19 protein-coding genes and 1 pseudogene are annotated in these 19,206 nt (G+C 72.6%); 15 read left to right on the top strand and 5 right to left on the bottom strand.

The window, feature by feature from the left end; genetic code table 11:
- Positions 1-8: 8 nt before the first annotated feature.
- Positions 9-1,748 (bottom strand): enoyl-CoA hydratase-related protein, encoded by a 1,740-nt coding sequence (locus IE305_RS26355; protein WP_190132261.1) that lies wholly within the window; start codon positions 1,746-1,748, stop codon positions 9-11.
- Positions 1,749-1,914: 166 nt separating this feature from the next.
- On the opposite strand from IE305_RS26355, the gene ctaD reads away from it, so the two are divergent.
- The gene (gene ctaD / locus IE305_RS26350; RefSeq protein WP_190132260.1) at positions 1,915-3,618 is read left to right on the top strand and encodes an aa3-type cytochrome oxidase subunit I; all 1,704 of its coding nucleotides are present in this window, start codon (positions 1,915-1,917) and stop codon (positions 3,616-3,618) included.
- Positions 3,615-4,070 carry an aa3-type cytochrome oxidase subunit IV gene (ctaF, locus tag IE305_RS26345; RefSeq protein ID WP_190132259.1) on the top strand — a complete coding sequence of 152 codons (456 nt, stop codon included), beginning with the start codon at positions 3,615-3,617 and terminating at the stop codon, positions 4,068-4,070. Before ctaD ends, ctaF begins: the two co-directional genes overlap by 4 nt.
- Positions 4,071-4,177: 107 nt before the next feature.
- Here ctaF and IE305_RS26340 read toward each other — a convergent pair whose 3' ends face one another.
- Positions 4,178-5,491: a helix-turn-helix domain-containing protein gene (locus IE305_RS26340; protein WP_229891551.1), complete on the bottom strand. Its 1,314-nt coding sequence runs from the start codon at positions 5,489-5,491 to the stop codon at positions 4,178-4,180.
- 305 nt (positions 5,492-5,796) lie between these two features.
- On the opposite strand from IE305_RS26340, the gene rfbB reads away from it, so the two are divergent.
- The 4 genes from rfbB to IE305_RS26320 are packed head-to-tail and all read left to right on the top strand — an operon-like array spanning position 5,797 to position 9,383.
- Complete coding sequence (gene rfbB / locus IE305_RS26335; RefSeq protein ID WP_190132257.1) at positions 5,797-6,819, top strand: dTDP-glucose 4,6-dehydratase; 1,023 nt, start codon at positions 5,797-5,799, stop codon at positions 6,817-6,819.
- Positions 6,809-7,822 carry an ATP-grasp domain-containing protein gene (locus tag IE305_RS26330; RefSeq protein ID WP_229891549.1) on the top strand — a complete coding sequence of 338 codons (1,014 nt, stop codon included), beginning with the start codon at positions 6,809-6,811 and terminating at the stop codon, positions 7,820-7,822. Before rfbB ends, IE305_RS26330 begins: the two co-directional genes overlap by 11 nt.
- Positions 7,819-8,952, top strand: a complete 1,134-nt coding sequence (locus IE305_RS26325) for a DegT/DnrJ/EryC1/StrS family aminotransferase (protein ID WP_190132256.1) — start codon at positions 7,819-7,821, stop codon at positions 8,950-8,952. Before IE305_RS26330 ends, IE305_RS26325 begins: the two co-directional genes overlap by 4 nt.
- Complete coding sequence (locus IE305_RS26320) at positions 8,952-9,383, top strand: arsenate reductase/protein-tyrosine-phosphatase family protein (protein ID WP_190132255.1); 432 nt, start codon at positions 8,952-8,954, stop codon at positions 9,381-9,383. The genes IE305_RS26325 and IE305_RS26320 overlap by 1 nt, the downstream gene beginning before the upstream one ends.
- A gap of 9 nt (positions 9,384-9,392) precedes the next feature.
- On the opposite strand, the gene IE305_RS26315 is transcribed toward IE305_RS26320, so the two are convergent.
- Positions 9,393-10,568: a UDP-N-acetylglucosamine--N-acetylmuramyl-(pentapeptide) pyrophosphoryl-undecaprenol N-acetylglucosamine transferase gene (locus tag IE305_RS26315; protein WP_190132254.1), complete on the bottom strand. Its 1,176-nt coding sequence runs from the start codon at positions 10,566-10,568 to the stop codon at positions 9,393-9,395.
- Between the two features lie 252 nt (positions 10,569-10,820).
- Between IE305_RS26315 and IE305_RS26310 the strand changes: the two genes are divergently transcribed.
- The 5 genes and pseudogenes from IE305_RS26310 to IE305_RS26290 all read left to right on the top strand — a co-directional run bounded on the left by IE305_RS26310 (position 10,821) and on the right by IE305_RS26290 (position 13,155).
- A complete protein-coding gene (locus tag IE305_RS26310; protein WP_190132253.1) occupies positions 10,821-11,240 on the top strand; it encodes an NUDIX domain-containing protein in 420 nt (139 codons plus the stop codon).
- Positions 11,233-11,883, top strand: coding sequence for an HAD family hydrolase (locus tag IE305_RS26305; protein WP_190132252.1), 651 nt, complete (start codon positions 11,233-11,235; stop codon positions 11,881-11,883). Before IE305_RS26310 ends, IE305_RS26305 begins: the two co-directional genes overlap by 8 nt.
- A 16-nt stretch (positions 11,884-11,899) precedes the next feature.
- Positions 11,900-12,321, top strand: a pseudogene (locus IE305_RS26300) (M15 family metallopeptidase domain-containing protein); the annotation flags it as partial.
- A gap of 28 nt (positions 12,322-12,349) precedes the next feature.
- The gene (locus IE305_RS26295) at positions 12,350-12,601 is read left to right on the top strand and encodes an NUDIX hydrolase (protein WP_190132251.1); all 252 of its coding nucleotides are present in this window, start codon (positions 12,350-12,352) and stop codon (positions 12,599-12,601) included.
- A 140-nt stretch (positions 12,602-12,741) separates the two neighbouring features.
- Complete coding sequence (locus IE305_RS26290; protein ID WP_190132250.1) at positions 12,742-13,155, top strand: NUDIX domain-containing protein; 414 nt, start codon at positions 12,742-12,744, stop codon at positions 13,153-13,155.
- 227 nt (positions 13,156-13,382) lie between these two features.
- On the opposite strand, the gene IE305_RS26285 is transcribed toward IE305_RS26290, so the two are convergent.
- On the bottom strand, positions 13,383-14,048 hold the full coding sequence (locus tag IE305_RS26285) for an AAA family ATPase (RefSeq protein ID WP_190132249.1): 666 nt from the start codon (positions 14,046-14,048) through the stop codon (positions 13,383-13,385).
- Positions 14,049-14,281: 233 nt separating this feature from the next.
- Between IE305_RS26285 and IE305_RS26280 the strand changes: the two genes are divergently transcribed.
- Both IE305_RS26280 and IE305_RS26275 read left to right on the top strand, forming a co-directional pair.
- A complete protein-coding gene (locus IE305_RS26280) occupies positions 14,282-15,070 on the top strand; it encodes a PLL family lectin (RefSeq protein ID WP_190132248.1) in 789 nt (262 codons plus the stop codon).
- 85 nt (positions 15,071-15,155) lie between these two features.
- The gene (locus IE305_RS26275) at positions 15,156-16,118 is read left to right on the top strand and encodes a pentapeptide repeat-containing protein (protein WP_190132247.1); all 963 of its coding nucleotides are present in this window, start codon (positions 15,156-15,158) and stop codon (positions 16,116-16,118) included.
- Here the strand turns inward: IE305_RS26275 and IE305_RS26270 are convergent.
- A complete protein-coding gene (locus IE305_RS26270) occupies positions 16,027-17,175 on the bottom strand; it encodes a DUF5005 domain-containing protein (RefSeq protein WP_190132246.1) in 1,149 nt (382 codons plus the stop codon). The two genes, IE305_RS26275 and IE305_RS26270, sit on opposite strands and share 92 nt — an antisense overlap.
- Positions 17,176-17,411: 236 nt before the next feature.
- Between IE305_RS26270 and IE305_RS26265 the strand changes: the two genes are divergently transcribed.
- Both IE305_RS26265 and IE305_RS26260 read left to right on the top strand, forming a co-directional pair.
- On the top strand, positions 17,412-17,882 hold the full coding sequence (locus IE305_RS26265; protein ID WP_190132245.1) for a VOC family protein: 471 nt from the start codon (positions 17,412-17,414) through the stop codon (positions 17,880-17,882).
- A 141-nt stretch (positions 17,883-18,023) separates the two neighbouring features.
- A complete protein-coding gene (locus IE305_RS26260; protein WP_190132244.1) occupies positions 18,024-19,190 on the top strand; it encodes a helix-turn-helix domain-containing protein in 1,167 nt (388 codons plus the stop codon).
- Positions 19,191-19,206: the final 16 nt, after the last annotated feature.

The following is a 19,206-nucleotide window of genomic DNA, read 5'->3' as shown; positions in this document are numbered from 1 at the left end:
GCCCACGCTCAGATCTGACACGGCTCCTGGCGCGTCGCCGGCGCGCGCTGGGTGCGCACCCTCGACAGCTGCTCCAGCAGGGCCGCCGTCGCCGCGGTGGGCTGCTTGCGGACGAACGCCGACCGCAGCGCGTGGTACGGCGCCTCCGGGCTGAAGAACGCCTGCCGCATTCGCTCCATCTCCCGCTCCCGGCAGGCCGCCAGCGGCCCGCCGGACTCCTCCCGCTCCCGCGCGGCCCGCTTCTCCCCGATCCGCGCCTGCGCCTCGCCCGACTCCACCAGCTCCGCCGCCATCCGTGCCACGGCCGGCGCGAACTCCGCCGGCGGCACCGCCACCACCCGGTCCGCCAGACCCAGCTCCCGGGCCCGCGCCGCGCTGACCGGCGCCGCCTCCGCCATCAGCGCCGCCGCGCCCTCCGCGCCCACCCGCCGGGGCAGCGTGTACGTCCAGAACTCCGCCCCGTACAGCCCCAGCGTCCGGTAGTGCGGGCTGAGCACCGCCCCCGAACGGCACCACACCTCGTCGGCCGCCAGCGCCAGCATCGCGCCGCCCGCCGCCGCGTTGCCCGCGAGCGCCGCCACCACACACCGGTCGGTCGTCGTGAGCACCGCCTCCACCAGGTCCGCCAGCGCACCCGTGTTGGCCCACGACTCCCGCGCCGGGTCCGGCGACGCCTCGATGACGTTCAGGTGCAGACCGGTGCCGAAGAAGTCCCGCTCGCCGCCCAGCACGATCACCGACGTGGGCCGGGACCGGGCGAACCGCCAGGCCGCCAGCAGCCGCCGGCACTGCACCGTGCTCATCGCCCCGCCGGGGAAGCGGAACCGTACGAAGCCCACCTCGCCCTCCTCCGCGTACCGGATGTCGCTCCACGTCCGCCGGTGCGCCGGCAGCTCCAGCGGCACCGGCACGTCGGGCACGTCCGGCAGCAGCTCGCCCAGCGCCGCCACCGCCGGCAGCTTCACCGCCGGCAGGCCGTCCGGGGAGGTGCGCCGCCGCAGCTGCGGGATCCACACCGCGCCGTCCGCCGTGGCCCGGCAGATCGCCCCCGCCCGGGTGGCCAGCACCCGGCCCGGCCGGCCGCGCAACCGGTCCTCGCCGTGCCCGCCGTACAGGAACCACTCCTCGCCCAGCAGCTCGTCCCGCACCCCCGGCTGCGAGTCCGCCGCGTGCAGCCGCCGCAGCACCTCGGCAGTGCCCTGCTGCTCCCAGTCGATGCGCCGGGCGCTCTGCGGCAGGTACGGGCGGGTGCGCAGACCCGGGCCCGGCCACGGCCGGGGGCTCCAGCCGCCCGAGGCGAACCGGTCCACCGCCCGCAGCACGGCCGTCACGGCGGCGTCGGCGAGCTCGCCCCGGTACACGTCGCCCTTGGGCACGCCGGCCGGCAGCGCGAACTCCTCCGACGCCCACACCGGGCCGGCGTCCGGCTCCGTCTCCGCCTGCACCACCGTCACGCCCCAGACGGGCAGCCCCTCCTGCACGGCCCGGTCCAGCGCCGACGGGCCCCGCTCGCCGGGCGGGCCCGGCAGCACGACCAGGCAGGTGTGGCGGGAGAAGACCTCCCGGGGCAGCGCCGCCCGCAGCACGGGCGCGACCACCAGGTCGGGGTCGTGGCGACGCACCGCGCCGCACAGCTCCTCCTCGCCCTCGGCAAGGGCCACGAGGACGTCGTGCCCGTGGTCCCCGAGTTCGGCGAAGACGCGCTGCGTGAGGCTGTTGAACGCGCCGGCGATGAGCAGGATGCGCACGGCGACCTCCTGACAGTCGAGGTGATCCCGGACGGACGCGGCGGCCTGCCGGCCACCGGCCCGATCCTCACCCGGCGAGCCGCTCCGGCCGCGCGGCCCCGCCGGTGGGCCCGCCGAATGGCGCAGGGCCGGTTTGCGCCGCCCCGCCGCCGGTTACAGGGCGGAGGTGGCGACGGACAGCCGGAGCGCGACCGCGGAGGAGACCGGGCGCCGGGTACGGGCGGGCGACCGGCTCCTGGGCTGGCTCACCACCACCGACCACAAAGTCATCGGCAACCTCTACCTGGTGACCGCCTTCGGCTTCTTCCTGCTCGCCGGCCTCATGGCCATGGTGATGCGCGCCGAACTGGCCCGCCCCGGCCTCCAGCTGGTCACCACCGGCCAGTACAACCAGCTGGTCACCATCCACGGCACGATCATGATGCTGCTGTTCGCGACCCCGATGTTCGCCGGGTTCGCCAACGCCGTCATGCCGCTCCAGATCGGCGCCCCGGACGTCGCCTTCCCCCGCCTCAACGCCCTCACGTACTGGCTGTTCCTCTTCGGCGGCCTCATCGTGGTCTCCGGCTTCCTCGTGCCGGAGGGCGCCGCCTCCTTCGGCTGGTTCGCCTACGCCCCGCTCAACGACGCCGTGCACACCCCCGGCGCCGGCGGCGACCTGTGGGCGATGGGGCTGGTGGTGGCGGGGCTGAGCACCACGCTGGGCTCGGTGAACTTCATCGCCACCATCGTCACCCTGCGCGCCCCCGGCATGACGATGTTCCGGATGCCCGTCTTCACCTGGAACATCCTCTTCACCTCGATCCTGGCCCTGCTCGCCTTCCCCGTCCTCACCGCGACGCTGCTGGCCCTGGAGGCCGACCGCAAGTTCGGCGCGCACGTCTTCGACGCGGCCAACGGCGGCGCCGTGCTCTGGCAGCACCTGTTCTGGTTCTTCGGCCACCCCGAGGTCTACATCGTCGCCCTGCCGTTCTTCGGCGTGATCACCGAGATCGTGCCGGTCTTCGCCCGCAAGCCCCTCTTCGGCTACGTCGGCATGGTCGGCGCCACCATCGCCATCACCATGCTCTCCGCCGTCGTCTGGGCCCACCACATGTTCGCCACCGGCGCCGTGCTGCTGCCCTTCTTCTCCCTCATGTCCTTCCTCATCGCCGTGCCGACGGGCGTGAAGTTCTTCAACTGGATCGGCACCATGTGGAAGGGCTCGCTGTCCTTCGAAACCCCGATGCTGTGGGCCACCGGCTTCCTCGTCACCTTCCTGCTCGGCGGCCTCAGCGGCGTCCTCATCGCCTCGCCGCCGCTCGACTTCCACGTCACCGACACCTACTTCGTCGTCGCCCACCTGCACTACGTGCTCTTCGGCACCGTCGTCTTCGCCATGTTCGGCGGCTTCTACTTCTGGTGGCCCAAGTGGACCGGCCGCATGCTCGACGAACGCCTCGGCCGCATCCACTTCTTCACGCTCTTCACCGGCTTCCAGATCACCTTCCTGGTGCAGCACTGGCTGGGCGAGAGCGGCATGCCGCGGCGGTACGCCGACTACCTGGCGGCCGACGGCTTCACCCTCCTCAACACCGTCTCCAGCATCGGCTCGTTCCTGCTGGGGCTGTCCACCCTGCCGTTCCTGTACAACGTGTGGCACACCGCCCGCCACGCGCCGAAGGTGCGCACCGACGACCCGTGGGGCTTCGGCCGGTCCCTGGAGTGGGCCACGTCCTGCCCGCCGCCGCGCCACAACTTCGTGGCGCTGCCGCAGGTCCGCTCCGACTCCCCGGCCTTCGACCTGCACCACCCCGAGGCCGCGGCCCTCGCCCCGGAGCACGCCGGTGCCGCGCCGACACCCGACCCGCACGAGGGGCCCCGCGGATGAAGGCGGAATCCCTGCTGTTCGCCGGCGTCGCCCTGTTCTTCCTGGGCACCGGCGCCGGCTACCTGGCCTGGTCGGGCCGCGAACCGGCGGGGACGGCCGCGCTGACGGTGTCCTTCGTGATGGCCTCGCTCATCTCGTTCTTCTGCGCAGCGAACCACCGCCGCCGGGGCCCCCGCCCGGAGGACCGCAAGGACGGCCTGGTGGCCGACCGCGCCGGCCCGTTCGACTTCTTCCCACCGCACAGCGCCTACCCGGCCCTGACCGCCCTGGGCGCCGCCCTCACCGCCCTGGGCGTCGTCTTCGGCCTCTGGCTCTTCCTCACCGGCCTCGGCGTACTCGTCGCCGGTGTGCTGGGCCTGGCGTTCCAGTACGTCCACCGCGACGAACCGCCGGACGAGCCGGACGCGCCCGCCGCCGGGCCACCGCGGGAGGAGCCGGCGGATCTGGATTGAGTAGCTGTGGTGGCTCGCGCATGAGTTCACCGGGCCGCCCGGTTATCCCCCTCTGCTGCTGGCGGGAGGCCGAGGCCGCTCTCGAGCACTATCCGGCAGGCTACCCATCAGCTCGCTCGTACGAGTTCCAACAGCTCCGGCACTCCCTCGACCGTCCTTTTCCCGGTGAAGGAGGGCATGAGGTCCTGGATCAGGCTGATGCAGCGGGGTGCTCCGATGCGCCGGGCCATGGTGAGTGCCTGGTGCGCGGTAGCGGCGGCTTGGTCGATGGAGCCCGAGGCGATGAGGCTCTCGGCCTCGTAGGTGAGGAACACTGCGCGCGTCTTGAGCCTGGCTTCGGGCAGCATGCTGGTGCCTTCGTCGATGAGTTGCCGGGCCCTGCGGTGGTGTCCGAGGTCGAGGAGGCATCGGCCGGTATCAACGGCAATATCTGTTGTCGCGTGCCATGAGCACCACGTGGGCGGCGGAGTGCCTGTGGCGGAGTCGAAGAACTTCTCGGCTGCGCCGAGGGCGCGGGTGCAGGCGAGTTCTTCGCCCAGGGCGGCGTGGGCGCGGGCTTTGCGGAGTTGGAGCAGCGACTGGGCGGTCGGGTGTTCTGCACGTGCGATGGCGTGTTCGAGGATCTGCACGGCCGTGCGTGGGTCGTGGAGCCAGGTCTGCTGGTAGGCGAGGTCGGAGAGGATCCCGGCTCCGAGGTCGTGGTCCCCTGCGGCGTGTGCGCTGTGCAGGGCGCCGTGCCACAGATGGGAGGCGGCTGCGTGCCGGCCGTGGTCGAAGCGGTGCCAGGCGGCGGTCTGAGCCGTGGTCGCGGCCAGGGTGTGGAGGCGTTTGCCGACTGCGGCCGTGTATCGGCCCTGATCGATCAGCCCTGTAATGGTGTCCAGATGTCCGGTGAGGAGTGGGCCGAGGTGCTGGCGCTGTTCGGTCGGCAGGCTGTTCAGCCAGGCTCCGTGGCGCTCCAGCCCTTCGACGATTCCGGCGTCCACGTGATCGCCCCGCAGTTGGGTCAGTGGCGAGTGCGGGTCACGTTCGGCCCATTGGAGGGCAAGCCCGGTGAGGGCGGCTGGGGTGAAGGCGACGAAGGATCGACGATCGATCAACTGACTCAAGGCCTCTCGAAGAGCATGTACAGCGGAATCCGGGCCGAGTTCCAGCACGGCGTCCCGGCCGGGAAGCCAGTACGGCCAGCCCAGGGCCCGGACGGCATCGGGCGACACGGCGAATACGTCCGCCAGGAGCAGCTGGGATTCCTCATCCGGCAAAGCTCGGCCGGTCTCCCACTTCCACACCCGTTGGCGGTCCACGCCCGACCGCAGCCCTCGCCGTGCAGCGGCTTGCCGGATCCTTCGGGCCAGGCCGGGCTGCGTCCAGCAGCGCAGGAGCCGGGCATACGCCAGCGGGTGCCGGATCTGTTTGTCCACGCTTGCCATCCCAACAGCCGGCCGGGTCGGAAGCCTAGCGCCGAACTTAGTCGGGACTACACCAGGACTACATCCAACTGATGTTCCGACGCCAACAGTTGAGCTGTAATCGCAAGCACGCCCGGCTGACCGACGGGGCGCCGGCTGCTCTGTGACCCGTCCCCCCCCCGGCCGTGCCGCCTCACTCTTCGCCGGCAGCGGCGCCGATCCACGGGGGCCACAGCGACCGCCGGGGTGGACATGGGGGCTCTCGCGCTCGGGTGGTACGCAACCGACCCACTGCTCACATCTCCTTGGAGGTATCCATGGACAAAGTGCTCGTCACGGGTGGAGCCGGGTTCATCGGCTCGCACTTCGTCAAACGCCTCCTGCGAGGCGATGACGTCGCCGGGGTGACCGTCCTGGACGCCCTCACGTACGCGGGGCACATCGAGAACCTCGGCGAGGCGTTCCTCAGCCCGAAGCTGACGTTCGTCCACGGCAACGTCCTCGACGCCGCCCTGGTCGACACGCTCGTGGGGGAGCACACGGCGGTCGTCCACTTTGCCGCCGAGTCGCACGTCGACCGCTCGTTCTTCGCTGCCGGCGCCTTCCTGTCGACGAACGTGCTCGGCACCCAGACCCTGGCGGACGCGGCGATGCGGCACGGTGTCAGCAAGTTCGTGCACGTCTCGACGGACGAGGTCTACGGCCCGCTGCCGGAAGGCTCCGCCACCGAGGCCGACCCCTTGCTCCCGACGGTCCCCTACGCCGCGTCGAAGGCCGCCGGCGACCTCGTGGCGCTGAGCTACTTCCACACCTACGGCGTCCCGGTGTGCGTCACCCGCAGCTCGAACAACTACGGCCCCTACCAGCACCCCGAGAAGATCATTCCCCTGTTCGCCACCCGGCTCCTGCGCGGCCACCAGGTCACCCTCCACGGCCAGGGTCAGCACGTGCGGAACTGGCTGCACGTCGAGGACAACTGCGCCGGCATCGAACTCGTCTTGCACTGCGGTGTGCCCGGCGAGGTCTACAACCTCGGCGGCGGCACCGACTGCACGAACAACGAGCTGACCGACCACCTGCTGCGCCTGTGCGGCGCCGGCCGGGACGCGGTCGTCTACGTGCCCGACCGGCGGTCGAACGACATCCGGTACGCCATGACGTGGGACAAGGTCGCCGGCCTCGGCTACCGGCCGGAGCACGACTTCGAGGAAGGTCTCGCCGAGACCGTCGACTGGTACCGGCACAATCCCGGCCGTTGGGCGCCACTGGTGCGCAACCCCCGCGCGGCCCGTGCCACGGTCGCGCTCGCGCCCGCTGGGGAGGAAGTCCATGCCCAGTGACCGGCCCATGGCGCGCAGGATTCTCGTGACCGGCGTCGGCGCGAACCCGGGCTTCAGGCTGACCCGCAGCCTCACCCGTCTGGGGCACAAGGTCGTCGCCGCGGACGCCGCCCCCCTCGCCCCCGGGTTCCTGCTGCCCGGCGTCGTACCCCAGGTCATCCCCCTCGCCACCGATCCCGACTACTCCAGCGTCATGGCCAAGGTCTGCCGGGACGCATCGGTGGACGCCGTCGTGGCCGGCATCGAGAACGACATCCCGCCGCTGGTGAACATGTTGCCCCAGCTGGAGGCCGACGGCGTCCGCCTGTGGCTCCCGGATGCCGAGTCGGTGCGTTCCTGCATCGACAAGGCGGCGTTTCACCAGGTGCTGCTCGAGCACGGCATCGCGACCCCTCGCACCTGGCGGCCCGAGGCACTCGGCCAGGTCCCTAATGGGACGCGGCTGGTCGTCAAGCCCCGGCGCGGCCACGGGGCGCAGAACGTCCACTTCGTCGACAGGCGGGAACACGCCCGCGTCCTGTGCGAGCTCGTTGCGGAACCGGTGGTGCAGGAGCGGGTCCACGGCCGGGAGTTCACCGCGGACTGCCTGGTGGACGACACCGGACGGGCGTCGGTGATCCTGCGCCGCCGGGACCTGGTGAAGGCCGGACTCGCCACGGTCTCCACCACGTTCGACGACGCCATCGTGCGCGACCTCGTCATCACGACGCTGGGCGCCGTCCGGGCCCGCGGCGTGTGCTGCGTGCAGGGGTTCATCCTCGACGACGGTTCGGCCACGATCACCGAGCTGAACGTCCGGATCGCCGGCGGCTTCCCCTTGGCCGAAGCCGCCGGAGCGGACCTCATCGGCCAGATGGTGAACGGCCTGTTCGGACTGCCGGTCGACCACAACCGCCTCGCGTACCGGACCGGGGTGTTCCTGACGAACTACGTCGAGACCCTGGCTGTCGGCGACGCCACCGAGCTCGGGCTCACGGCCGCCGCGAAGGGAGAGCCGTCGTGACCGCGACGTCCAGGCCGGACGCCAGGCGCAACGCCAGCCCCTACCTGTACGGGCAGGAGGCCGGTGCGGTCGCCCGGGTCCTGGAGTCCGGGCAGTACGGGCACACCGCCGTCACCGAGGAGTTCGAGCGCAGGGTCGCCGGGTTCCTCGGCGTGCCCGATGCCGTGGCCGTCGCCTCCGGCACCGCGGCCCTTCACTGCGCCCTGCTCGCCGCCAAGGTCGGCCCCGGCGACGAGGTCATCGTTCCCTCCATGACGTTCTGCGCGACCGCCCAGGCGATCCTGGCCGTCGGTGCCACCCCGCGCTTCGTCGACATCGACCCCACCACGCTGTGTGTGAACGACCGCCTCGTCATGGAAGCGGTCAGCGGTGCCACCGCAGCCGTCATCCCGGTGCTTTTCGGGGGCAGGGCGGTCGACCTCGCTCCCGTCCGCGATGAGCTGGCCGAACGCTCTATCACCGTCATCGAGGACGCCGCGCACGCCTTCGGCTCCCGCAACGGCATGCGCCGTGTGGGGGCGACCGGGGCGTTGACCTGCTTCTCGTTCGGGCCGATCAAGAACCTTACCTGCGGCCAAGGCGGTGTGGTCGTCCCCCGCGCCCCCGAGGAAGCCGACACGATCCGCCAGGTCCGGCTCCTCGGCGTCGCCCAGTCACAGAGTGAGCGCGCGAACGCCACCACCTACCACGTCGACACCTTCGGCCTGCGCTACCAACTCTCCGGCATCAACGCCGCCATCGGCCTCGCCCAGCTCGACCACTTCGGCACCACCGAGCACGCTCGCCGCCGCCTCTGGCACGCCTACCGGAAGGCGCTCGCCACGCTGGACGGCGTGATACTCGTCGACGTCGACGCCGACCACTCCGTACCGCATCTGTGCCAGGTCCGCGTGCCCCACCGAGATCAGGTGTTCGCCGACCTGCGGGCCCGGGACGTCGGCGTGGGCGTCCACTACCCGCCCAACCACCTCCAGCCCGCCTTCGCGACCTGGCACCGCCCCCTACCCGCCACCGAGCAGGCCGCCGCGGAGATCCTGAGCCTGCCCTTCCACCAGCACCTCACCGAGACGGACATCGATCTCGTGGTCTCCGCCCTCGCACAGGCCCTCGAGGCATCCGGAGGTGCGTGATGCGCAAGCTGCTGACCGTGTGCCTGGGAAACTACTGCCGCTCCCCGTTCGCCCAGGTCGCGCTCACCCGCAGGTGCGGCGCGGCCACGACCGTCCGTTCCGCAGGGCTGATCGGCAAATGGCAGGACCAACCCGCCAACCCGTCGATGATCCAAGCCGCCCGGCGGCTAGGGCTCGACCTCACCCCTCACCGGGCGCAGCAGATCACCCTGGAGATGCTGGACTGGGCCGATGACGTCCTGGCGATGGACGCCGCCGTCCTCGAAACGCTCCGGGCGATCTGCAGCGAGGCCCACGGGCGCAAGCTCGGCCTCTACCTCCGTGATCGCGACGTCCCCGACCCGATGGGCCAGGGCGACGACGCGTTCCACGACTGCGCCGTGCTGATCGAAGCAGGCACGGCACTGCACCTCGGCCGAAGCCTGCGATAGCCCCGTGCTTCAGCCGGACGCGGCGGACAGGATCACGTCGACGAGCCGGTCCGCCGCGTCCGGCCTCCCGTGCGCCCGGGCCCGCTCCGCCATCGCATCCCGGCGCGCGGGATCGGCCAGGAGCGGGCCCACCGCGTCCTGGAGCCGGCGGGCGGTGACATCACCGAGCAGGGCGACGGCAGCGCCGGCGTCCTCCAGGTGGCGGGCGTTGTGGGCCTGCTCGTTCCCTGCCGAGGAGGCGAGGGGGACGAACACGGCCGGCTTGCCGAGCGCGGTCAGCTCGGCCAGGGTCCCGGCCCCGCTCCTCGACACGACGATGTCCGCGAGCGCCAGGACATCGGGGAGCTCCGAACCGACGAACCCGGCAAGGTAGTACCGGCCCGCCAACGGCGCCGGCAAGGCGGCCGCGTGCCGCCGAAGCTCGTCGACGTGGTCGGGGCCGCACTGATGGATCACGTTCGCCTGCTCCAGCAGCCAGGGCAGGACGTCCCGGACGAGGTTGTTGATCTGCTGGGAACCCTGCGCGCCGCCGGTGACGTACGCGGTCGGCAACCGCCGGTCGAAACCGTGCAGGCCCAGGGCCTCCACCGCCTTGTCCGGGTTCCCGGCCAGCACCTCCGGCCGGACCGGGTTCCCGGTGACCACCGCGGCGCCGCGCACCGCCTCGGGCAGGAGGGGCACGGTCGACTCCGAGGACACGGCGATCCGCGTCGCCGAGCCGGCCAGCTTCCGGTTCGCCAGGCCCAGGCGCACCGTCTGCTCGTGCAGCACCAGCGGGCGACGGCACATGCGGGCGGCCAGGCCGGCCGGGACGGCGACATAGCCGCCGGTGGCGAGCACCACGTCCGGCTGGAAGTCCGCGACCAGCTTCCTCGCCCGAGCCACGCCAAGAGGAACCCGGGCCATGTCCTTCACGTTCGCCGCCGACATCATCTTGAGCGGGTTGCTCGAGCGACGGATCTTCCCCGTCGCCACCGTGGCGAACGCGATTCCTTCAGCCGGTGCCACACGCGCCTCCAGCCCATCAGCGGTGCCGATCCACAGCACTTCCAGAGCCCTGGCCTCGGACGACAGCCGCTTCTGCAGAGCTCGGATCGCTGTGAGGGCCGGGTAGGTGTGCCCTCCCGTCCCTCCTCCTGTGACGATGAGACGGAATGCGGTGGCGGGGCGGTGGTCGCTCTTCACCCGGCGCACCCTACTGGCTTCGCACTCGCCGTGTGGGCCGCGTGGAAGTCCAGCGAGCGTCCCTTCCTGCGCTGTTCACCGTCCGAGGGCCCGTGCTCGGCGAAGCGGCCACGCGGGCCGTGACCATCCGCAGGCGAAACCAGTTAGGCACTGGGTGCCTTCAACCGGGCGCTCTTTACCCAAGGGGAGGGACAACGGAAGGTGGAAGCTTCATCAGGCAGTAAGCATGCCCACACGCTGGAACGGCCTCCCATGGCGGAGCCGGCGGCGCTCACCTCTCCCAGGGCCCCGGCCAATGGGACGTGCAGCACGGCCGGGTGCCCGAACGAGGAGTGCGCCGAGCGGGAAGTGCTGGAGGAGACCGGCGTCACCGTCAAGGCCCGGCGCCTGGTGGTGCTCCGCGAGTACATCCCCGCTCGCCACCCGGGTGGGATGTCGATGTTGTCGGGGGCGTCGCACCGGGTGGAGGCGATGTTCTGGTGCGAGATCGTGGCGGAGCCCGCAGTGCTCGGCGGCCACAACGAGGACGACACGCAGACCGGCGTCGAGTGGGTGCCCCTGGCCAAGCCGGAGCACGTCCGGCTGCTGCCGCCGTCGCTTCCCCGGATCGTCCACGCCGTGCTCAACGATCCAGCCGAGGGCGCCGTCTACCTCGGGAAAGACCATGCCTGACCCGGTAGGGCTGTTCGACCTGGACGACACCTTGATCCGGCGCCGACAAGTGTTCGAACGATGGGCGGTGGAGTTCTCCGCCGAGCACCAGGTCCCGCTCGAGTGGCTGCTGAAGACGGACCCGGCATACTCGTCGCGGCGGACAGAGTTCTTCGAGCTGGTGAAGGCCACCTTCGGCGTCCGGCCCGACGTGCCAGAGCTGCATGCCCAGTACCGGCGCCGAATGCCTGAGCTGGTCGAGCCGGACCCGCAGGTGTGCGCGCTGCTCACCGGCCTGCGCCAGGCCGGCTGGCGCCTGGGCGTGGTCACCAACGGCATGGTGGACAACCAGACCAGCAAACTCCGCCGCGCCGGGCTCTACGACCTCATCGACACCGTCGTCATTTCCGACGCCGTGGAGATCCGCAAACCGGACGCGCGGATCTTTCACCACGCCCTTACCCGGCTCGGCGCCGAGCCGGGGCGGCACGTGGTCATGGTCGGCGACAGTCTCGAGAACGACATCGCGGGCGCCCACCGTGTCGGCCTCACCACGGTGTGGGTCTCGCACGGTCTGGCGCTGCCCGGCACTGCTCTCCGTCCCCACCACACCATCCGCACGGTCAACGAAGCGGCCGCCCTACTGATGGAGAGGAAGGCTTGACCATGCCCGAGATCATCTCGAACGACTCCTGGCCGCACAGGCTGCACTGCCGCAGGGGCTGCGGCTGCTCCTCGCTGAGGGGTACCGGCTGCCGGAGCTCCAGGAACGGTACTTCGAGCAGTACGTCGCCGAACGGCCATGAACTCCAGCTGGGCGCCAGCACGAGCACCACCCCGGAACAGAGCAACGGGGCCTGCTACATGGACTCAGAGAACATTCAGCGCCAAGGCCCGCGAGTATCGCCGCATCCTCGCCTCCGCCCTGACCGGAGCGGGGCTCGTGAACTACCCGACCGAGTGGCGGCACTGGTCGTACGGCGACCGTCACTGGGCGCTGATGACCAGCTCACCGACGGCGTCGTACGGCCCTACTTTGCTCCCCTCGGCACCATGCGGGAGAAGCGTGCCGCGCCGGCGCCCGTTCCCGGAATCCGCCTGATCAGCATCCTGAGGGAGAGGACGGCACGTTGACCACGCACCCGAAGCTTCCCCGAGCCGAATGGCTCGCGAGCCGCGCGCGGATTCTCGGCTGTGCCGCCTCCGTCGTCCATGACGCGGAGTACCGGATCATGCTGCTGCGCACCTCCTCGGGTGCATGGCAGTGGCCTGGTGGCGGCCATGACGAGGGCGAGGACCTGTGGCAGACCGCCGTGCGGGAGACGTACTCCGGTAGCGCGCAGGCCGGTCAGCAACCAGGCAGGGTCAGACTGGTGACGTGACCTGTTGCGTCTTCCCCGTATCCACGCACCGGAGGCCCGTGCTCCTGCTGCCGATCACTGACCAGACGTATCGCTGGCGCCGACACTCGACGCGCCGTCCCCAGCACTGACCGCCCGTTCGACAAACAGGAGGGAATGCCGTGCAGGAACCGAATGGCACCGCGGCGCTCATCGTCAACTCAGCCGGCGAGTACCTGCTGCACCTGAGGGACAACACCAAAGGCATCTGCGATCCGGGCACGTGGTCGCTGCTGGGCGGGGGTCGGGAAGGGGCTGAGACGGCCGAGGCCGCTATCGCCCGGGAGCTCAAGGAAGAGGCGGGCCTGGTCCTGCCGGAACTCAAGAGGTACACAGTCGTGTCGGCGCACGTCCCGGCCGACACGAGCGACCAGATCACGATCTTTCTTGGGCGCTGGGACGGTGAGGCGCACGCACTGCCCCTCACGGAAGGGGTCCTGCTGCATTGGTTCCCGGCTGCCATGATCCCGCGCCTGGTCATGTGCCCGTGGGCGAATGTCGTCATCGAGCAGCACCAGCGGGATACGGCTACCTGAGGGGCTCGTCGGAGGTGCACCGAAGACGGTTTTCAGGTGTCGGTTCGCCCGTCTTCGGTGCACCCGCCTTTGTCACCCAGGGCCGGCACGATCCGGCCGCCACGGACGACGGCGGAGGCGTGCAGGATGGTCCCCCGTCGGTCACCAGCTGCCCGCGGACGACTTCCCGGGCGAGGCGGACGGCGGCCAGGGCAACGGGACGTCCTCACAGCCGTAGATGTGGGCGGTCAGGCCGCCGCCGTCCTCCCATACGGTGCCGACGCCGCCTCCGCTCCGAACTCCACCGCCCGCACGCGTTCGCGTGACACCTGGTCCAGCAGCACCACCGACGCCGCCTCCGGCACCGGGTCCGGGGCCGCCGCGCCCGACCGGGCGTGGAGCGTCAGGGAGCGCAGGAGGTGGTCCAGGCCGCGGCGGTGGCGGGCGAAGACCCGGGGGCGGGCTCGGCGGTTGCGGGCCTCCTGGCCGGCCAGCGCACCGGCCACCCCTACGTCCAGCAGCACCATGTGCAACTCCCGGCCCTGCCGTGCTGCCGTCCGGGCCAGCCAGCGGCGGACCCACGGCCGGCTGCCGCAGTCGTGCACCAGCACCGGTCGGCCCTGTCGCACCTCCGCCCGCAGCCACCGTGCGTGCTCCAGTCGCGCCCAGGGGCGGTACACCCCGTACGGCAGGCGGTCCGGCATCACCGCCGCGCAGCGTTCGTGCACGACCCGCGGGTCCACCGTGGCCGCCGCGTCCGACCAGCGGCGCATCAGCGTGCTCTTGCCGCTGCCGGGCAGCCCGGAGACGACCACGACGGCGCCCGCCGGGTAGGCCAGCACCGCGGGGGCGTCGTGCCGCCCGCGCAGGTCCACCAGTCCGCGCGGCCGTCCCACCGCGTCCGCCCTGTCCATGCCGTCCACCCCGTTCCGTTCTCCCTGCCCGCCCCGGCAGGGCGCGCAGCGGGGGAGACGCCGTCGGCCGGCACCCGGTTGGCCTGGGGCGCACCGCTGAGAGCGAACACGCGTCAGGGAACCGGCCAGCTGACCGGAAAGCGGCTCTGGTCGCGGGCCGGGGGCGACGCGAGGATGCTCTCCTCGTGCGGGGCTCGTGCGACGGGCAGCACCGACTGGGAGGGGTGGGCGTCATGGGGCACGGACCGGGACGGCGGGCGTGGGTGGTGAGTGCGGTGGTTGTTGCCGCGCTGGCCTGTACGGCGACGACGGCCGGCGCCGCACCGGCACCAGTCACCACGGCCGCCGGCTGCGCGTCCGACCCGGCCGCGCAGGGCCGGGCGAGCCGGGCCTCCGCCGACAGCCGGGTGTCCGTACCGCGCGCCGACGGCCGCGTGGACGAGTTCCAGCTCTTCTACGACGACACCGCGACGTCCCCCCTGCCGTTCCTGTGGCACCGCTCCCAGGACGAGCCCGGCGGCCCGTACGGCGACTGGGAGCGCGTCAGCGCCGCCACCGTCGGTCCCAAGAGCTACTACGTCACCGCCGCCGAGAACGGCGACGGCCGCATCGAGGTGTTCTTCTCCACCTACGGCACCTTCTGCCACACCGTCGAGCAGCCCGGCGACGGCACCTGGACCGCCCCCGAGGGCTTCGGGCTGTCCCCGGCGCCGTACCACGGCGGCCTGGTGCTCTTCCGGGAGCGCGACGGCAGCCTGGACGCCTTCGCCTCCAGCCGCCTGGACGACCGGTCGATGGAGGTACGCACCCAACGCACGCCCGCGGACGGCTGGGGGCCCGCACAGTCCATGGGCCGGGTGCCGGACCCGAACGTGGGCCTCAGCCAGCCCGGCACGATCACCGAGCTCCCCGACGGCCGGCTGAGCGTGACGGCCCGCGAATGGAACCGCGACCGCTTCTGGCGGACGGTCCGGCTCGCCCCGCACGGCGCCTGGGGGCCCTGGCAGCTGATCACCCCCTGAACGCCGCCCCGTAGAATCGGCCGGGGTCACCTCGCAGGGCGAGGCTGCCGCCCTCCATCCCTCCCACGACCGGTGATCCCGACTGATGACTGACGACCAGAGCCCGCAGGACCAGAGCGCGCAGGACCACAGCACGACGGACCTGCGCGGCGACTGCGCGAACTGCTTCGGCCTGTGCTGCGTGGCCCTGCCGTTCGCGCGCTCGGCCGACTTCCCGGTCACCAAGGCGGCCGGCACGCCCTGCGCCAACCTCCAGGACGACTTCCGCTGCGGCATCCACGCCCGGCTCCGCCCGCAGGGCTGGTCGGGCTGCACGGTCTACGACTGCTTCGGCGCCGGCCAGAAGGTGTCCCAGATCACCTTCGGTGGCCGGGACTGGCGCACTGCCCCCGAGACCGCACGCGAGATGTTCGACGTCTTCCCCGTCGTGCGCCACCTCCAGGAACTGCTCCGCTACCTCACCGAGGCACTGGCCCTGGAGGCCGCCCGGCCCGTCCACGCCGAGCTGCGCGCCGCCCTGGAGGAGACCCGCCGCCTCACCCTGCTGCCCGCCGCCGAACTGCCCGGCGTGGACGTCGGCGCGCAGCGGCAGCTGGTGGGCGGGCTGCTGTCGCGCGCCAGCGAGCTGGCGCGGGCCGGAGTGCCGCAGCCGAAGAAGGGCCGCCCCTCCCACCGCGGCGCCGACCTCATGGGCGCCCGGCTGCGCGGTGCCGCCCTGCGCGGGGCGGACCTGCGGGGCGCGTACCTCATAGCCGCCGACCTGACCGGCGCCGACCTGCGCGACGCCGACCTCCTCGGGGCCGACCTGCGCGACGCCGACCTGTCCGGCGCCGACCTCACCGGCAGCCTCTTCCTCACCCAGCCGCAGGTCAACGCCGCCCGCGGGGACAGCGCCACCAGGCTGCCCGCCTCGCTGACCCGCCCCGCGCACTGGACCGGCACCGCCGCCGCCCCGGCTACCGCGCGGGCGGGCGCAGCACGACCCGCACGAAACGCGGCCGGTAGATCGCGGCGCGGCGGAGGACGCCGGCCGGGTCGAGGCTGTTGACGTTGTAGGACACGACGAGCTCGCCGGGCCGCTCCAGCTCGGGGTGTTCGTGCGGGTTGTAGGCGATGACGTCCGCGTCGCGGTACGTGCCGTACGGCCCGGCCTCCGGCGCCGTCCACACCGGGCGGGGCCGGGTGAACGGCCCGCCGGGCCCCCGCGACCAGGCCAGGCACACCTCGGCGCTGAAGGGCCGGTCCGCCCGCTGGGTCACCAGCGCGTACCAGGCGCCGTGCCGGACCACGCTCAGCTCGTCGGACGTGCGCAGCGGCGCGCCGCCGGGGCCCGCCAGGCGGGCGGCGCGCGCCGGGTCCGCGGACCAGCGGCCGTCCGCCGTCCAGTACGCCCAGGGGCCGCGCAGGCCCGGCCCGGCCACGCGGGCCAGGCGCACGTGGTGGCCGCCCGACCCGTCCGGCTCGGTGCCGTAGACGTACGTGTACCGGCCCTGCCGCTCCAGCCAGGCGCCCCAGGCCACACGCGGCACGGCCGGCAGGGGCGTCAGGGAGCGCGGCCGCCCGCGGCCGGGCGCGAAGCGGGCCAGCACGCTGCCGCGCGCCGCCACGTCCAGCGGCCCGGGGCCGGTGCGCGCGTACCGCACGTACACCACCGCCGCCTCGCGGCCCTCCATGACCCCGGCCCGCGCCCAGTACCAGCTGCCGGCGTCCGGCTCGGGCACGACGGAGGCGGGCCGGCCCGCGCGGTCGCGCCCGGTGACGGTGCGCGGCCCGGCGGGTCCCCACAGCACGAAGCTGTTGTGGAGGAACGGGGTGGTGCCGCCGTCGCCGGTGACGGGGGAGCGGGAACCGTCCGGCCGGATCGTGCCCAGGAACGTGTCGGAGAAAATCCACAGCTCGCCGGCGGGCGTACGGACGGAGTACGTGCTGTCCCCGCCCGTCCAGTGGTCCGGCGCCGGCGTCCGCTCGGCGTACGCGGCGAACGCACGGTCCAGCGCCGTCAGCGGGCGTACCGACACCACGCCGGGCGGCCCGCCGGCCGGTGCGGCGGCGGACGGCACCAGCGCGCACAGGACGGCCGGGACGAGCAGGCGCAGAACTCTCATGACGCCTGCTCAACGACGCGGCGGGGCAGGCGTTGCCGGCGGTGACCCCCGTCCGCCGCCGGCCCGCACACCCTACGCACCACCCGGGCGCCGGCTCGACCGGTTTTTCCGCGCCACGCCCGGCCGGGCCGGCGGTTGACGGGACATCGGGCGGCGCGTCGGGTCTACTCGGTACATCCGCACCGACGGACACCGCATCCGACGAACCACTGCACCGACGGACAGGAGAGCGCGCCATGCAGAAGATCACGCCGTTTCTGTGGTTCGACCACCAGGCCGAGGAGGCGGCGCAGTACTACATGTCCGTCTTCGACGACTCCCGCCTGGTGGATGTCCAGCGGTACGGCAAGGCCGGGCCCGGCCCGGAGGGCACCGTCATGACCGTCGCCTTCGAGCTCGCCGGGCAGCGGTTCGTTGCGCTCAACGGCGGCCCCCGGTTCACGTTCAACGAGGCCATCTCGCTGTCCGTCGACTGCGCCACGCAGGAGGAGGTCGACGAGCTGTGGGCCCGGCTGAGCGAGGGCGGCGAGGAGGGGCCCTGCGGCTGGCTGAAGGACAAGTACGGCCTGTCCTGGCAGATCGTGCCCCGGGCCCTGACCGACCTGCTGGGCGACCCCGACCCGGAGAAGGCGCAGCGCGTCATGCAGGCCATGCTCGGCATGAAGAAGATCGTCATCCGGGAGCTGGAGGACGCCTACCGGGGCTGAGCCGCGGCGGGTCGGCCCGAGCACCGCGGGTCGGGGCGCACACCCCCGTGGCGCGTCCGGGCCCGCGGTGCGCGGGCCCCTTCAGAGTGCCGCCCGAGGGGGGTGGGACGGTAGTGGCATTCCTAGTGGCATGCTGCCGTAGTGATCATCGGAGACCTCATCAGGGAACTGCGCACGGGCCGCGGGTGGAGCCAGGGCCGGCTGGCCTCGGAGCTCAACGCCGCCTTCGGCACGAGCCTCACCCGCGAGTACGTCAGCGGCTGGGAACGTTCCAGGGTCCGGCCCGGCCCCTTCTACCTGCGCTGCCTGGCAGCCGTTCTCGAAGTGCCCGTGGCCGTGCTGGACGGACGGCCGGAAACCGCCCACGGGCAGGGACTGCTCAGCGGCGTCGCCGCCACGTCCGTGGCCCCGGCGGTCGCCGCCGACCTGCTGGACCTGGGGTTCGCCGCGCGGCTGCGGGGCGGCCCGTCGGAGGAGGAGTGGGAGGACCTGCTGGCCCGCTACGGCGAGGACTACATGGCGCAGGGCGCGGCCGAGCTCCAGCGCCGGGTCGTCTCCGACCTGGTGGTCGTGCAGCAGCAGCTCGGCAGCCCCCGCATGTGGTCGGTGGCCGCCCGGCTCATGACCTTCTACGCCACCACCTTCGGCGCCCCGGACCAGGACCGCGCCGTGACGTGGTTCCGTACGGCCGTGGAGGCCGCGGACCGGTCGGGGGACCGGGCGACCCGCGTGTGGGTGCGCGGCCGGGCCGCGCTCACCCTCGGCTACGGGCGCTTCGCGCCGGGCCTGGCCCACCTGCTCGCCGAACAGGCCCTCGCCATCGACGACACGCCGTCCACGGGGCTGCTGAACGCCCTGCTGGGCAAGGCGTACGCCGCGGCCGGGCGCGGCGACACCGGTACGGCCCTGGAGCTCGCCGGGCGCAGCCGCCGCGTCTTCGACGCGGCCCCGTCGGCCGGCCGCGTCAGCGACTTCGCCGTCGCCTCGTGGCGCCTGAGCGGCTTCCTGTCCCTCCTGTCGGCCCGGCTGGGCGACGAGAAGGGCGCCCTCCGGGCCCATGAGGAGGCCCGCCGGGAGCTGCCCGGCACGTTGCCGCGCTTCGCCACCCACCTGGAGCTGCACCGCGGACTGATGCTCGTCCGGGCCGGCGACCGGGCCGGCGGCGTGGCGCACGCCCGCGCCGCCCTGGAGGCGCTGCCGCCCAGCAAGTACTGCGGGACGCTGCGGATGCTCATGGCGGAGATCAGCGAAGGGGCGGGGGCGGCAGCGGCGGAAGCGACAGCCGGAGCCGGGGCCCGGGCCGCCTGAGCCGGGCGGGCGGCGG

The organism is Streptomyces mashuensis, assembly GCF_014654785.1.
Lineage (GTDB): Bacteria > Actinomycetota > Actinomycetes > Streptomycetales > Streptomycetaceae > Streptomyces > Streptomyces mashuensis.
The sequence above is the reverse complement of the archived record's forward strand: the minus strand, read 5'-3'. Positions and strand labels throughout refer to the sequence as shown.

What these genes read in the sequence shown, in the direction of transcription:
- ctaF (WP_190132259.1), top strand. Translation starts at nt 3,615, where the DNA reads ATGAAGGCGGAATCCCTGCTGTTCGCCGGCGTCGCCCTGTTCTTCCTG.
- rfbB (WP_190132257.1), top strand. Translation starts at nt 5,797, where the DNA reads ATGGACAAAGTGCTCGTCACGGGTGGAGCCGGGTTCATCGGCTCGCAC.
- IE305_RS26330 (WP_229891549.1), top strand. Translation starts at nt 6,809, where the DNA reads ATGCCCAGTGACCGGCCCATGGCGCGCAGGATTCTCGTGACCGGCGTC.
- IE305_RS26320 (WP_190132255.1), top strand. Translation starts at nt 8,952, where the DNA reads ATGCGCAAGCTGCTGACCGTGTGCCTGGGAAACTACTGCCGCTCCCCG.
- IE305_RS26310 (WP_190132253.1), top strand. Translation starts at nt 10,821, where the DNA reads ATGGCGGAGCCGGCGGCGCTCACCTCTCCCAGGGCCCCGGCCAATGGG.
- IE305_RS26305 (WP_190132252.1), top strand. Translation starts at nt 11,233, where the DNA reads ATGCCTGACCCGGTAGGGCTGTTCGACCTGGACGACACCTTGATCCGG.
- IE305_RS26285 (WP_190132249.1), bottom strand. Translation starts at nt 14,048, where the DNA reads ATGGACAGGGCGGACGCGGTGGGACGGCCGCGCGGACTGGTGGACCTG.
- IE305_RS26280 (WP_190132248.1), top strand. Translation starts at nt 14,282, where the DNA reads ATGGGGCACGGACCGGGACGGCGGGCGTGGGTGGTGAGTGCGGTGGTT.
- IE305_RS26275 (WP_190132247.1), top strand. Translation starts at nt 15,156, where the DNA reads ATGACTGACGACCAGAGCCCGCAGGACCAGAGCGCGCAGGACCACAGC.
- IE305_RS26270 (WP_190132246.1), bottom strand. Translation starts at nt 17,175, where the DNA reads ATGAGAGTTCTGCGCCTGCTCGTCCCGGCCGTCCTGTGCGCGCTGGTG.
- IE305_RS26265 (WP_190132245.1), top strand. Translation starts at nt 17,412, where the DNA reads ATGCAGAAGATCACGCCGTTTCTGTGGTTCGACCACCAGGCCGAGGAG.